Consider the following 14,316-nt stretch of genomic DNA (forward strand, 5'->3'; position numbering starts at 1 on the left):
CCTTCACCCGCGGCGTCCGCATTCACCACCCGGTCTGCAAGGCTGCTGAAAGCTTGCTGGTTTATCTTTCAGCCGCCGCAACGGACGAATAACCGGGACCACCCGGAGACACGCCTGATGAGCGAGCTTTTCTACAACGCCGTGCCCAATGCGACCCGCGTCGCACCGCCGCTGGCCGAACCCCGGCAGTACCCCAGCGCGAAACCTGCGCGGGTCTACCTGTTCGGCACCTGCGTGGTCGACCTGTTCTATCCCGAAGCCGGGATGGATGCGATTCACCTGCTGGAACGCGAAGGCATTCGCGTGGACTACCCGCAAGGGCAAAGCTGCTGCGGACAACCGGCCTACACCTCGGGTTACACCGAGCAGGCGCGCACCGTGGCCCGCTCGCAACTGGCGCTGTTTGCCGGTGACTATCCGGTGGTGGTGCCCTCGGGTTCCTGCGCAGGCATGCTGCGCGAGCATTACGCGGACTTGTTCAAGGACGAGCCCGAAACCCTGAAACAGGTGCAGGCCCTGGCTGCCCGCACCTATGAGCTGGCCGAGTTCCTGCTGCACGTGTGCAAGGTGCAGCTCAAGGACAGCGGCGCGCCGGTCAAGGTGGCCCTGCACACCTCCTGCTCGGCCCGTCGGGAAATGAACACCCACCTGCACGGCCGTGAGCTGCTGTCACAGCTGAGCAATGTGGAACGGGTAGAACACAGCCACGAAAGCGAATGCTGTGGCTTTGGCGGGACTTTCAGCGTCCGAATGCCGGACATCTCCGGCGCCATGGTCGCGGACAAGACCCGCGCGCTGAAGGAATCCGGCGCGCATCAGGTACTGAGTGCCGATTGCGGGTGCCTGATGAACATCAACGGCGCGCTGGAAAAACAGCAAGAAGCCTTGCGCGGCCAGCACCTGGCGAGCTTCCTCTGGCAACGTACCGGAGGTGCGCAATGAGCACCCCCGAGCTGATTCCGACCACCACCGTGGCGGACGATTTTCGCACCCGGGCCCACCAAGCCCTGGGTGATAAACAACTGCGAAACAACTTTCGCAGCGCCATGGATTCACTCATGGCCAAGCGTGCGGCCTCGTTCAGCGATGCCCACGAAAGAGAACACCTGCGCGCCCTGGGCAATGCGATTCGCGCCCGGGCGTTATCCAAGCTGCCCGACCTGCTCGAGCGCCTGGAACAGAACCTGACCCGCAACGGTGTGACAGTGCACTGGGCGGAAACGGTGGACGAAGCCAATGGCATCGTCCTCTCGATCATCCGCGCTCACGAGGCGCGGCAAGTGATCAAGGGCAAATCGATGGTCAGCGAAGAGATGGAAATGAACCATGTCCTCGCTGAACAAGGCATTGAATGCCTTGAGTCGGACATGGGCGAGTTCATCGTCCAGCTCGACCACGAGAAGCCTTCACACATCATTATGCCGGCGATCCACAAGAATGCCGGTCAGGTCGCGTCCTTGTTCCACGACAAACTCGGCGTGGAGTACACCAAGGACGTTGACCAACTCATTCAGATCGGTCGCAAGGTCCTGCGGCAGAAATTCTTCGAAGCCGATATCGGCGTCTCCGGCGTCAACTTCGCCGTGGCCGAGACCGGCACCCTGCTGCTGGTGGAAAACGAAGGCAACGGGCGCATGTCCACCACCGTGCCGCCGGTGCACATCGCCGTCACCGGGATCGAGAAAGTCGTCGAGAACCTGCGCGATGTGGTGCCGCTGCTTTCACTGCTGACCCGCTCGGCCCTCGGCCAGCCCATCACCACCTACGTCAACATGATCTCCGGCCCGCGCAAGGAGCATGAGCTGGACGGCCCCCAGGAAGTGCACCTGGTGCTGCTGGACAACGGCCGCAGCCAGGCCTTTGCCGACAGCGAACTGCGTCAGACCCTGAACTGCATCCGCTGCGGCGCCTGCATGAACCACTGCCCGGTCTACACCCGGGTCGGCGGCCACACCTACGGCGAGGTCTACCCGGGGCCGATCGGCAAGATCATCACCCCGCACATGGTGGGCCTGGCCAAGGTGCCGGATCACCCCAGCGCCTCGTCGCTGTGCGGTGCCTGTGGCGAAGTGTGCCCGGTGAAGATCCCGATCCCGGCGTTGCTGCGGCGCCTGCGGGAAGAGAACGTCAAGGCCCCGGACAGCCCACATCAAGTGATGCGCGGCCAGGGCAGCAAGTACTCGCGCAAGGAACGTTTCATCTGGAACGCCTGGGCCCGCCTCAACAGCTCGCCGCCCCTGTATCGCCTGTTCACCCTGGCCGCCACCCGGCTGCGCGCCCTCACCCCGAGCAACGTCGGCCCCTGGACGCAGAACCACAGCGCGCCCAAACCCGCCGCCCGGTCGCTGCATGACCTGGCCCGTGAGCACCTGGACAAGCAGGGAGATCGCTGATGAGCGCGAAACACAACATCCTCGCCAAATTGCGCAACAGCCTGACCGGCACCACGCCGATTGTGGATAACTTCGACGAGGCGCTGGTCACCGAGCCTTACAGCTACACGGCGGAGCAACGCATTCCACATCTGCGCAAACAGATGGAAGCGGTGCACACCGAGATCCACCTGAGCACCGCCGACGGCTGGCCGGATCTGCTGGCAAAGCTGCTGCAGGAGCGCCAGTTGCCCAGTCTGCTGATCGCCCCGAGCACGCCCCATGGCCAGCGGGTCACCCAGCACTGGGCCGAGCACCCGCACCTGCCGGCGCTCAAGGCCTACGACCGCCCGGTGGAAGAATGGAAAGCCGAGCTGTTCAACGACACCCCGGCCAGCCTCACCGGCACCCTGGGTGCCATCGCCGCCACCGGCAGCCTGATCCTCTGGCCGACCCGGGAAGAACCGCGGCTGATGAGCCTGGTGCCGCCGGTGCATTTCGCCCTGCTCAAGGCCAGCGAAATCCGCGACAACTTCTATCAGGTGCAGCAACAGATGAACTGGGCCGCCGGCATGCCGACCAACGCGCTGCTGGTGTCCGGCCCGTCGAAGACCGCTGATATCGAACAAGTCCTGGCTTACGGCGCCCACGGCCCGAAAGACCTGGTGGTGCTGATCCTGGAGGACCAATGAGCCTACCGGCCGCTTTTCTGCGTGACGCCCAGCAACTGATTCCCCAGGAGCGGCGTTTCGACGACCCGCTCTCGACCCTGGCCTTCGGCACCGATGCCAGCTTCTACCGACTGATCCCCAAGCTGGTGATCCGCGTCGAATCCGAGGACGAAGTGGTCACCCTGCTCCAGCTGGCCCAGCGCGACCGGGTGCCGGTGACCTTCCGCGCCGCCGGTACCAGCCTGTCCGGGCAGGCCATCAGCGACTCGGTGCTGATCGTTCTGGGGGATAACTGGAACGGCAAGGAGATTCGCCATCAGGGTACGCAGATTCGTCTGCAGCCCGGGGTGATCGGCGCCCAGGCCAACGCCTGGCTGGCGCCGTTCGGGCGCAAGATCGGCCCCGACCCGGCCTCGATCAACGCCTGCAAGATCGGCGGCATCGTCGCCAACAATGCCAGCGGCATGTGCTGCGGCACCGCGCAGAACACCTACCACACCCTGGCCGGCATCCGCCTGGTGCTGGCCGATGGCACGCGCCTGGACACCGAGGATGAGGCCAGCGTCAGCGCCTTCCGCGCCAGCCATGGTCCGTTGCTGGAGCGCCTGGCCGAACTGGGCCGCAGCACCCGCGCCAACAGCGAGCTGGCAGCGAAGATCCGCCACAAGTACCGGCTGAAAAACACCACCGGCCTGTCCCTCAATGCCCTGGTGGATTTCGACGAACCGCTGGACATCCTTAGCCACCTGCTGGTGGGTTCCGAGGGCACTCTGGGCTTTATCAGCGCGGTGACCTACGACACGGTGATCGACCACCCGAACAAGGCCTCGGCGCTGATCGTGTTTCCCGATGTGGACACCTGCTGCAATGCGGTGACCGTGCTCAAGAGCCAGCCGGTGTCGGCGGTGGAGCTGCTGGACCGCCGCAGCCTGCGCTCGGTGCAGGACAAGCCCGGCATGCCGGCGTTCGTCCAGCAACTCTCGGCCAACGCCTGCGCGCTGCTGATCGAGTCCCGCGCCGCGTCCTCGTCACTACTGCACGAGCAACTGGCGCAGATCATGAATTCCCTGGCCGCCTTCCCGGTGGAAAAACAGGTGGACTTCACCGAAGACCCGCAGGAAAACGCCAAGCTCTGGGCGATCCGCAAGGACACCTTCCCGGCGGTGGGCGCGGTGCGCAAGACCGGCACCACGGTGATCATCGAGGACGTGACCTTCCCCGTGGAGCAGCTGGCCATCGGCGTCAACCGCCTGATCGAGCTGTTCGACAAGCACCACTACGACGAAGCGATCCTGTTCGGCCACGCCCTGGAGGGCAACCTGCACTTCGTCTTCACCCAGGGCTTCAACAGCAGCGAGGAAGTGAACCGCTACCAGGCGTTCATGGACGATGTGGCGCAACTGGTGGCGGTGGAATTCGGCGGATCGCTGAAGGCCGAACACGGTACCGGGCGCAATATGGCGCCCTTCGTAGAGCTGGAATGGGGCAGCGATGCCTACCAGCTTATGTGGCAGCTCAAGCGCCTGCTGGACCCCAACGCCATCCTCAACCCGGACGTGGTGCTCAGCGAAGACCCGCAGATCCACCTCAAGCATCTCAAGCCGCTGCCGGCGGCCGACGAGATTGTGGATAAGTGCATCGAGTGCGGCTTCTGCGAGCCGGTGTGCCCATCCAAGGGCCTGACCCTGAGCCCACGCCAGCGCATCGTCATCTGGCGCGACATCCAGGCACGCAAACGCGCCGGCATCGACACCTCCGAGCTGGAGGCGGCCTATCAGTACCAGGGCATCGACACCTGCGCCGCCACCGGCCTGTGCGCCCAGCGCTGCCCGGTGGGCATCAACACCGGCGAGTTGGTTAAAAAACTGCGCAGCGAACACGCCACCCACAGCGGCACCGCCGATTGGCTCGGCTCGCATTTCGCCAGCACCTTGCAGGGCGCGCGCTTCACCCTGCACGTGGCCAACGGCGCGCGCATGCTTCTGGGGGCGCCGCGGCTGAGCAAGCTGTCGGCGAGCCTGACGCGCCTGTCCAAAGGCCGGGTGCCGCAGTGGAACAACGCCATGCCCCAGCCGGAAAAGGCCATTCGCTTCAGCCCGAGCGTCAGCGACGCGCGCCCGCGAGTGGTGTACCTGGCGGCCTGCGTGTCCCGAGTGATGGGGCCAGCAGCAGGCGACAAGGAACAATCGTCGCTCTACGAAAAAACCCGCAGTCTGCTGGAAAAGGCCGGCTATCAAGTGGTGCTGCCGGACAACCTGGACAACCTCTGCTGCGGCCAGCCCTTCGCCTCAAAGGGCTACGCCACCCAGGCCGAGGACAAGCGCCAGGAACTGATCGGCGCCCTGCTCCACGCCAGCCGAGGCGGCCTCGACCCGATCTACTGCGACACCAGCCCCTGCACCCTGCGCCTGGTGCAGGACCTGGGGGACGTGCGCCTGGACCTCTACGACCCGGTGCGCTTCATCCGCACCCACCTGCTGGAACGCCTGGAGTTCACCCCGCAGGAAGCACCGATCGCCGTGCACGTCACCTGCAGCACCCAGCACCTGGGCGAGAGCCAGGCCCTGATCGAACTGGCCCGGCGTTGCAGCAAGAATGTGGTGATCCCCGAAGGCATCCACTGCTGTGGTTTCGCCGGCGACAAGGGCTTCACCACCCCGGAACTCAATGCCCACTCCCTGCGCAGCCTCAAGGACGCGGTGCAGTATTGCAGCGAAGGCATTTCCACCAGCCGCACCTGTGAGATCGGCCTCAGCCAGCATGGCGGGATCGACTATCACGGGCTGGTCTACCTGGTGGACCGGGTCACCCGGGCCAAGGCGGTCTGACTTCAGGGCAGGACAACAAGGGGCGGCTTCGCCCCTTTTTTGTGCCTGCTCGAACGCGATAACGGCGGCAGCGTTTCATCGCAAAAAAAAACCGAACCCCGGCACCCGGCCAAGGTCCACTTTCTAGGCCCGCACACAAAGGGCTTCGCCCCACTCGGCCGCCTGTCCTGTTGACCGGCAGCACCGAGCCCCTGCAATCAAGGAGATCACCATGAAGCGTTCCGCACTGGCTGGACTGTTCATTACCGCCGCGATGCTGGCCTCCCCGGTGTTTGCCGCCGGGCAAGAGGACCTGTGCCAGATCAACCTGCAAAAGATCAGAGACGCCAAGGTCAGCACCGAGGCCATGAGCTCGGACCTGAGCAGCGACATCGACGCCACGGTGCAGCAAGCCACCGCCGAGCACGCCAAAGGCACCGAGCAAGGCACCAAGAACTGCATCTCCCTGACCACCCAAGCGCTCCAGCGCTTGCAGAACAACACCAAGGGCGATCAGTAGGCCGATGCATTGGCCAACCTTCGGGTTGGCCTTCTGCGCTCGCTTAGCGTAGAATCCGTCCACCTGTTGGTAATGCACAACAGGTTCGGGGCCGTTTAGGATTCGACGCCGGTTGCGAAACTTTAGGTGCATGCCGAGTTGGTAACAGAACTCGTAAATCCACTGTTGCAACTTCCTATAGTTGCCAATGACGAAACCTACGGGGATTACGCTCTCGCTGCGTAAGCAGCCTTAGCCCTTCCCCCCTGGTACCTTCGGGTCCAGCAATCATCAGGGGATGTCTGTAAACCCAAAATGATTGTCATATAGAACAGAATCGCCGTGCAGTACGTTGTGGACGAAGCGGCTAAAACTTACACAACTCGCCCAAAGCACCCTGCCCGTCGGGTCGCTGAGGGTTAACTCAATAGACACGGCTAAGCATGTAGGACCGACAGCGGAGTACTGGCGGACGGGGGTTCAAATCCCCCCGGCTCCACCAAATGAAGCAGTACAAAAAAGGCACTTGGCGATTATCGCAAGTGCCTTTTTTGTGCCTGACTGGCTGGTTTTGCTCACCTATGCCAGCTTAATGACAGCCTGCTGAGCACAGCTCAACAGCTGTGCGGATACTCGAGTGAGCCTTCGTACCCAAGCACATTGCCAAGTATGTGGTTGTGCACCTGCACGAGCCGCACCACACACCTGAGTTCTGGCTACGCCTCGAGCGCATCATGCCAGACTACGCACAGCGAAAGACCTGGTTGGCGGAACATGGGATCGAAGTTGAAGGGGTGTGAAGCTCTTCCTCTGACAGGGAGATGCTTGAGGCTAAAAAACCGAAACGCCAGCCAACTTGGACCGCGCCTTCGTTCCCCCAAAGCAGCGTTAAGTCTCTTTCTATTGTGCGAACTTTCCTAGAAACTCCTAGCCGCTTGCGCCTACCCCCTCACCCTGGCTAGCCTCGATCCGTCACTGCACATTCAGTGACCGGGTTTAGCAGCCCGGAATCGATTAGGCGCACAGCGCCGCCATCTACGTGGCGTTTTTTAGGCTCCGTTTTATGGCGGCCGTGCGCAGGGCACCTTCGGGTGCGCCGGGTTCCTAATCGACCGGTACTGCTAACCTGCGAACGGCCGCCACCCTATCGTTTAGCAGCGACGGTGAAGGTTCCTACCATCGATTAGGAGTTGCACCATGAAAAAGCTCGTGCCCGATCCGCCTCTCACTGCTGCCCATCGCGGCAGAAACCCTGAACACGATCTGGCCAATCAGCAGATCCGGCAGAAGCTGTCACTTCAGCCTGCCGATGTAGCTCTGATCCAGTCACTGAAAAAAACCATCAGCACCCCAGTAAGTCGCGACTCTCTGTTCTCGGTACGCGGCGGCATCAACGCCGAAGAAGCCCTGCTCCACGTCTCCCTGCTGCTGAAAAGCGCCGAAGAAGTCTCCGATGAAATCACCGAGCGCGGCAGCGGTATCGAGCGTGGTCTGATCTGGTCCCTGGTGCACTCGGTGGAGATGGCCCGGGCCGTGGTGGATGCCCTGCTCGATGGCAGTCGCCACAGGCCCTAGCTGAAGTAGCAGGACTCGCAAAAGCACAGCGCGGCAGCACGACCTGCCGCGCTGTCTCCTCAAACAAACCGCCCCGCCCTGAGCGCCTTCAAAAAGGTGTAAGACGCACGGTTCAAGGTCTCTCGCGGATCGGTGGTCACGCTCACCGAGCGCACGATGCGCTGGCCTTCCAGGCGCAGGAAGTTCAGTGGGTCGCCCGCTGTGGAGCGGCTCAGCAGTTCCGATAGCAGGGTCACGCCCATGCGCGTGACCGGCAACCTCGGTTTTGATCGCTACTGGGTCGTGGACGGCTCGACCAGTGGCCGCAGCCCCACGATCAACCCAATCGGCAACCACAGCACAACCCAATAAGGATTTGGCCGAGTGAACACGCTCGAGATATCCGAGACCATCGCCACCAGGGCGAACACCAAAGTCGCCAGAGCCACACGCGCAGCAGGATCGGCACGCAAGCGCCACGCCTTGAGGAGCGTGGTGCCGAGCAACAGCACGAACAAGACAAAGCCGACGATCCCGTACTCGAACCACAGTTGCAAATACAGACTGTGGGCGTGATACACCACATCGCCCCAGGGATAGCGGTAGACCAAATTGACTCCAGCCCCCTTTCCTAGGGCCCAGAACTCGGGCAGACGGGCCAGCCAGTTCAGCCAGATAGGACCGCGCTGACTGGTGCCCAAAAACCATTCGTGCTCAACCCGCGACCAGAACACCGTCATCATCAGCAGTATCAACAGTGCACCGATCAGCAGCAGGACACGAGCACGCCGTTGCGGGCTGAGCACCAACAGGGTCAAGCTGCCCGCCAGGGTTGAGAACCAGGCACCACGCGAGAAGGTCAACAGCACATACACCAACAAGCCTGCCAGACCGACAAGCACAGGCAGCCAGGCCCAGGCCTTGAGTTCACGCTCCACCAGGACGCTGAGCAGCAGAACGGCGAAGATCCCGTAGTAAAGGCCCGCCGGGATGGGGTATGAGAAATCCGCGAAACCATGCCAGCCCAACTCTTGCAGCCGACCGGTGCTTCTGAGTACCTCGTAGGCCAGCGGCTTATCCAGAACAACGAACTGAACGATCAGTGTCAGCCAGGCAAAACAGCAGGCGAGCAGCACCGCGAGAGCCAGGGGAATTTCGATCACGCCTTTGCGCACCAGCTGGCCGACCACGAACACATAGAGCAAGATCAGCAGAGCCACCTTCAGCAAGTAGCCCGGCGCCTTCCAGGAATCGTCAAAGCAGCTCCGTAGCACCACCCAGCCCAGCAGGGCCAGCAGTATCAGCGCGCTGGGTTGGCGCCACCAGGAGAGCGCAAAACGTTCGGCAATAAGCAGAATCAGCGCCGGTACGAACAGCAACAGGTAAACCTGTGTGGCCTGGCGACTGCCGTCGTTATTGAACAGAAACCCGCTCAGTTGCACGAACAGGCCCAGGGCCAACAAAGCCTGGCCGGGTCGGGACAGCAAAGTCCGCAAGGGTTCATAAGACATGACTGCTCCTGCTTTCAGCACTGGGCTCTGACCTTGGCTCGCGTCGCAAGCCTTATACGGGTAACGACCAGCAACAGTAAGTAGAGGCTGTTACTACGCACGTAGCGCCAGAGCAGGCGACGAGGTTCGAGCAACAAGCGAAACAACCACTCCATGGCAATCCTCTGAACCCAGCGCGGCGCTCGAGGTAACTGGCCGGAGAGCACGTCGAACGAGCCGCCGACCCCCATGCCTACCCGGACGCCCAAGTTCGGCCAGTGGGTGTGCAGCAGCAATTCCTTTTTGGGTGAGCTGATGCCGACAAACAGGATATCCGCACCGCTGGCGCGGACATCTTGAATTACTTTCGCCTCTTCGCCGGCCGTGAAGTAACCGTTGCGCAGGCCGGCAATGCGCAGGCCGGGATAACGGGCCTGCAAACGCTCTGCCGTCAACTCAACCACCTCCTGGCGGGCTCCGAGCAGGTACACCGAAGCACCGGTCGCGGCCGCCATTTCACACAGCAGGCCCATCAGGTCGATACCCGCGCAGCGCGGTGGCGTCTTGATTCCCAGCGCCTTGAGTCCCAGAGAAATACCCGCACCATCGATATGGACACGCTCCGCCTCATGCAGCGCCTGCATCAGGAACGGGGTAGCGCGCGCGTCGACCAGCTTGGCGACATTGAGCCCTTCCAGGCGCAGTCGACAGCCATCCGTGAGAGCGTGCCGGGCCTGTTCGATCATCTCCTGCGGGCTGAGCAGGTCCAGAGGACAACCCAGAAACTCAATGCGGCGGCTATCCGGAGTGCTGTTCATCGATGATGGGCTCAGTTTGGTAGCGAGTGGACGAGGTGCTGCGTAGCGTGGCTCCGCAAAGCAGCCAGAAGGCGCCCGTGCCGGAGACGGTGAGCAGGTGCTCGGAGCTGATCAAGGTGGTGGACAGGCCCAGCGTCAACCAGAACATCGCCAGCAGCATCGGCTCAGGGTGCCTACGATAACGGTTCAACAAGGCCAGGGCCATGTTCAGGTAGAACCAGAGAAACAGCAGGGCGGCAGGCAGGCCGAGCTGGAACGCAATGCTGAAGATTGCCCCTTCGCCACCGCCGATCAGCGTCTGTTGCTGCTGGGCCGCCTGCGCGCCCTGGGCGCCGAGGCCGGCACCCAGCAACAGCACCTTGGGCAGATCCAGCAGGTTTTTCTGCAACGCCTGCCAGTGGCCGATGGTTGAGCCATCCAGAAAATTGATGCTCATCTGCACGATGCCATAGGAGAACATCGCAATCCCCCCGCAGACGCCAGCGGCCACCAACCAGCGTATGGCGCGGTAACGGAACAGCGAGGTCCCCGTGGCCAGGTAACCGATCAGGGCCAGGCTGCCGGCGAGCATGGCGCCGCGCGTTCCCGACATCCAGATTCCCACGAACAGCAAACCACTGAGCAGCAGGCTGAGATAGCCAGCACGTCGCTCCGACCAGGCGATGGCAGCCACAGCCACGACTGCCAGGAACATGCCCTGCGCCAGGGGGGACGCCAGCAGGCCCGCCGCCCGCCGTTGCAGGTCGACGCCGCCGTAGAAGTTCCATGGCAAGCCGCTTTCCCAATCGGCGCCCAACACCATGCCCTTGATATCGCGCATATAACGCGGATAACCAATGGTCTCGGTCCAAAACGTCGTGTGCTGCTGCTCCCAGGCGCCAAACACTGTGCTGGCAATGCCCAGCAGCACCAGCAAGGCGACGCAGCTGCGCAACTGTTCAGGGCGGCGCACGCAGTAGAAACCCAGCAGAAAAAACAGCACGGGTATCATCAGCGTGCCGTAGGAGCCCAGCAAGATGCTCGGCGTCATGCTTGCCCTGTTGACCAGCAGGTAGCACAGCGCCAGGGCGCTGTAGGCCACCAGCGGCAGCAACAGGCGGCTTGGCAGACGGGTGCTGAGTAGACAGCACGCGGCGAGCACCACCACCAAAACGTCACGCAGGTTGCGCAGCAACCCCACGCCTGGCCAGGCACCGTCGCCATACAGCCAGGCGCTGCCCAGATCCCCCAGGTGCACCCAGAGGATGATCAGCAACACGATCCTGAACCTCATCGCCGCGCCTGCTCTGCACAGTGACGGCGATGCTGGCGCCAGCGCTGCCACTCGCCTAGCAAGCCCGCCCCCAGCACACGCATGGCCATGGCTTTGAGCAGCGCCTTGATCCGGTCCCGGTACCCCCAGCCGACCCGTGAGATCCACTGATCGACAGCGTCCACCTGCTGTTGCGCTGCCGACGCCACAGGCTGGCGGATCGGCGTCGTCGGGCGCAGCGCCTCCAGCCACAGCGTCCCCGCCAGCGCGGAAACGGGATGGGCGCCGCAGTACAGCACATGCAGGCCGGCCGCTTCGGCAAGGCGCCGCAGGCTGTCGGCACAGAAGTAACTCAAATGTGCCGGATGGACGAACAGCCGGGTCTGCCAGTCGCTCATCAAGTCTGGCACCTCCAGCCACAGGCGGCCCCCGTCCCGCAGTCTTTGCGCGGCCTGCTCAAGAAAACCGCGTGGGTCGATCAGGTGTTCGAGTACATGGAAGGCCACCACTGCATCCAGGCTCTGTTCCGGCAGGGTTGCCAGGCTCTCGACAAAGCGCACCGATGCCTGCCCGAGCAAGGCCTGGCGTTGCGCGGTGTCCGGCTCGCTGGCGCTCAGTTGCAGATCGGGCCGTTGCTGCGCGGCCTGCCCGAGAAAGGCACCGAAACCTGCGCCCATTTCGAACAGTTGCCCTTGCGGCGGCAGGTTCGCGTCAATCAGGGCAAACCGTTTGCGCGCCACGTCGGCATCGCCACGCCAGGCAAAAAAACGCTCCGTGCTGCGCCAAGGTATTTCGGCAGGAAACAGGCGGCGATACGGGCCGCTATAAAAACGCTGCAGCCCGGCTGCACTGAAACCGGGGGCCAGGTACACCGTGGCGCAATAGCCACAACGCATGAGGGCCTGCCCGGAGTGGGCATAGACCTCCGGCCAGAAGTAGCGCTGTGCGGCGCTGCTGCCACACACACGGCACTGACCGGCATCCGCCGCCAGGCCCCAGTCGTGGAACCGTTCAGGCATAGATGCTCCGGTACCAGAGCGCGACTGACAGTGCCAGCCACAGGGTGCTGTGACCTTGCGGCCTGGCCAGGTGCCGGCGCAGTGCGTTCAGGTCGACAAAGTCATTCAGTTGCGCAGGCAGATCCTCCAGCAGCTCACGCCACGGCAACTGCGCCACCAGGAACTGTTCGGCATGGCCGAATCCGGTACTTTTCGGCGTGGTCACCAGCCGATCCGGCAGCACCCCCTTGAACGCATCGCGCAGCAGGGCCTTGGAGAGACCGGCCCCTATCCGCTCCAGGGCCGGCGTACGGAACGCCCGCTCGACCAGGCGATGGTCCATGAATGGGCTACGCAGTTCGATGCCAGCACTCATGCTGTTGCGATCGGCCATACGCAGTGCCATGGGCAACAGATTATCCAGTTGGTCCTCGCGCATGCGCTGCTCCAGGGGACTGGACATCCGCTGGCGTATCAGCGCCAGGCGCTGCTGCTGAGACTCCCACAACCCGGCGCTCATCACCCCGACACTCGGACGATGACGACGCAATAGCGGCCCTATCAGCGCTGGAGGCAGGTCCCAGACCAGGCGGTTGAACAGCAAGCTGACAGGAAAGGTACGCAGCCTCAGGCGCTGGACCACCTGCATCAGGTGCCCGGACCAGAGCGCATCTCGGGCCGCCACCGAGTGATAACGGGCCGAATAGCCGCCGAACAGCTCATCGGCCCCTTCGCCGGAGAGCACCACCTTGAATCCCTGTTCGGCGATGGCCCGGTAAGTCCTGAAACTGGCCAGCACCGAGGGCGTACTGAAGGGCTCGCCCTGTACCGAGATCAGGTTCATCAGCTCGTCCGCCGATGGGATGGGGGTAAAGCGCAGCACGTGGTGCCGGTCGTCATGGCCACTTTCGGCCATGAACAGCGCGGCCCGTGCCGACTCATCGAACCCGCGCTGTTGGGCATCGCGGTAGCCGTAGGTGAACGCCGCGTCGAGCCGCTGCCGGGGCTGCTGGCTGGCGTTGAGCGCCACCCGGGTGATGATGGAGCTGTCCAGACCGCCGGACAGCAGGCTGGCCACCGGCACATCCGCCTGCAGACGCAGGTGCACCGCGTCCTCCACCAGTCCCCGCAGTTCCAGGCTGGACAGCGGCTCGGCACTGCCGGGTGCGGGCCATTGGTGATAAGGAGCCTGACTGAATCGGCCGGTCCGGCTCATGCGCCCGACCACGCCAGGTGGGACGGCCCGCACCCCCTGAAAAAAGGTGGCCGAACCCTGTTCGGAAAAGCCCGTGATCAGGAAGTCGAACAACTTTTCAGGATTCGGGGCCGGATAACCGCCAAGCATCTGGGCAATGGCGCCGATTTCACTGGCCAGCACCATCTGCTGACCGTCGTGATGCAGATACAGGGGTTTTACCCCCAGCCGGTCACGGCTATACACCAGGTCGCCACTGGGCGCATCCCAGATCACCACGGCCCACATGCCGTTGCAGCGGGAGAAAAGCCCCTCGCCCCAGACACGCCAGCCGTGCAGCAGCACCTCGGTATCACCATCGGTCACGAAGACACAGCCAAGCGTACGCAGCTCATTACGCAGCTCGACAAAGTTGTAGATGGCACCGTTGAACACCAGCGCCGTGCCAGTGATAGGGCATCGCATGGGCTGCTCGGCGGCGCGGCTGGTATCGAGGATAGCCAGGCGGCGGTGCCCGAGCAGTGTCGGTGGCGCCGTCTCGACCATCAGCAGGCCCTCGGCATCGGGGCCACGACGGGCCAGGCTGGCCAATGCCCGGCTGGCCCGTTGCTGCAGGTCGGCTACCGCGCTCAGGGCGCGTACGGCGATCAGCCCGCACAT

The 14,316-nt window shown here is 63.3% G+C and carries 12 protein-coding genes, 1 other RNA gene and 1 pseudogene; 8 read left to right on the forward strand and 6 right to left on the reverse strand.

What is annotated here, in order from left to right:
• Window positions 1-117: 117 nt before the first annotated feature.
• From ACMGG8_RS30515 to ACMGG8_RS30550, 8 genes and pseudogenes are all read left to right on the forward strand, one after another.
• The gene (locus ACMGG8_RS30515) at window positions 118-942 is read left to right on the forward strand and encodes a (Fe-S)-binding protein (RefSeq protein WP_060837473.1); all 825 of its coding nucleotides are present in this window, start codon (window positions 118-120) and stop codon (window positions 940-942) included.
• On the forward strand, window positions 939-2,393 hold the full coding sequence (locus tag ACMGG8_RS30520; RefSeq protein ID WP_414158930.1) for a LutB/LldF family L-lactate oxidation iron-sulfur protein: 1,455 nt from the start codon (window positions 939-941) through the stop codon (window positions 2,391-2,393). The genes ACMGG8_RS30515 and ACMGG8_RS30520 overlap by 4 nt, the downstream gene beginning before the upstream one ends.
• Entirely contained in the window at window positions 2,393-3,064 is a 672-nt protein-coding gene (locus ACMGG8_RS30525; RefSeq protein ID WP_414158931.1) for a LutC/YkgG family protein, read from the forward strand. The genes ACMGG8_RS30520 and ACMGG8_RS30525 overlap by 1 nt, the downstream gene beginning before the upstream one ends.
• Window positions 3,061-5,871, forward strand: a complete 2,811-nt coding sequence (locus ACMGG8_RS30530) for an FAD-binding and (Fe-S)-binding domain-containing protein (RefSeq protein WP_414158932.1) — start codon at window positions 3,061-3,063, stop codon at window positions 5,869-5,871. Before ACMGG8_RS30525 ends, ACMGG8_RS30530 begins: the two co-directional genes overlap by 4 nt.
• A gap of 211 nt (window positions 5,872-6,082) precedes the next feature.
• Window positions 6,083-6,370, forward strand: coding sequence for a hypothetical protein (locus ACMGG8_RS30535; protein WP_016967212.1), 288 nt, complete (start codon window positions 6,083-6,085; stop codon window positions 6,368-6,370).
• Window positions 6,371-6,457: 87 nt separating this feature from the next.
• Window positions 6,458-6,851, forward strand: a transfer-messenger RNA (tmRNA) gene (ssrA, locus tag ACMGG8_RS30540).
• Between the two features lie 145 nt (window positions 6,852-6,996).
• A pseudogene (locus tag ACMGG8_RS30545) lies at window positions 6,997-7,149 on the forward strand (M48 family metallopeptidase); the annotation flags it as partial.
• Between the two features lie 397 nt (window positions 7,150-7,546).
• Complete coding sequence (locus ACMGG8_RS30550) at window positions 7,547-7,924, forward strand: DUF6124 family protein (RefSeq protein WP_414158933.1); 378 nt, start codon at window positions 7,547-7,549, stop codon at window positions 7,922-7,924.
• Between the two features lie 59 nt (window positions 7,925-7,983).
• On the opposite strand, the gene ACMGG8_RS30555 is transcribed toward ACMGG8_RS30550, so the two are convergent.
• The 6 genes from ACMGG8_RS30555 to asnB are packed head-to-tail and all read right to left on the reverse strand — an operon-like array spanning window position 7,984 to window position 14,316.
• On the reverse strand, window positions 7,984-8,166 hold the full coding sequence (locus tag ACMGG8_RS30555) for a hypothetical protein (protein ID WP_414158934.1): 183 nt from the start codon (window positions 8,164-8,166) through the stop codon (window positions 7,984-7,986).
• A 30-nt stretch (window positions 8,167-8,196) separates the two neighbouring features.
• Window positions 8,197-9,414, reverse strand: a complete 1,218-nt coding sequence (locus ACMGG8_RS30560; protein WP_414158935.1) for an O-antigen ligase family protein — start codon at window positions 9,412-9,414, stop codon at window positions 8,197-8,199.
• Window positions 9,415-9,428: 14 nt separating this feature from the next.
• Window positions 9,429-10,211 carry a WecB/TagA/CpsF family glycosyltransferase gene (locus ACMGG8_RS30565; RefSeq protein ID WP_082729171.1) on the reverse strand — a complete coding sequence of 261 codons (783 nt, stop codon included), beginning with the start codon at window positions 10,209-10,211 and terminating at the stop codon, window positions 9,429-9,431.
• Window positions 10,192-11,484: a hypothetical protein gene (locus ACMGG8_RS30570; protein WP_414158936.1), complete on the reverse strand. Its 1,293-nt coding sequence runs from the start codon at window positions 11,482-11,484 to the stop codon at window positions 10,192-10,194. Before ACMGG8_RS30570 ends, ACMGG8_RS30565 begins: the two co-directional genes overlap by 20 nt.
• The gene (locus ACMGG8_RS30575) at window positions 11,481-12,482 is read right to left on the reverse strand and encodes a class I SAM-dependent methyltransferase (protein ID WP_414158937.1); all 1,002 of its coding nucleotides are present in this window, start codon (window positions 12,480-12,482) and stop codon (window positions 11,481-11,483) included. Before ACMGG8_RS30575 ends, ACMGG8_RS30570 begins: the two co-directional genes overlap by 4 nt.
• Window positions 12,475-14,316 (reverse strand): asparagine synthase (glutamine-hydrolyzing), encoded by a 1,842-nt coding sequence (gene asnB, locus ACMGG8_RS30580; RefSeq protein ID WP_414158938.1) that lies wholly within the window; start codon window positions 14,314-14,316, stop codon window positions 12,475-12,477. Before asnB ends, ACMGG8_RS30575 begins: the two co-directional genes overlap by 8 nt.

The sequence above is a fragment of the Pseudomonas sp. BNK-45 genome (assembly GCF_047456255.1).
Classification (GTDB): domain Bacteria; phylum Pseudomonadota; class Gammaproteobacteria; order Pseudomonadales; family Pseudomonadaceae; genus Aquipseudomonas.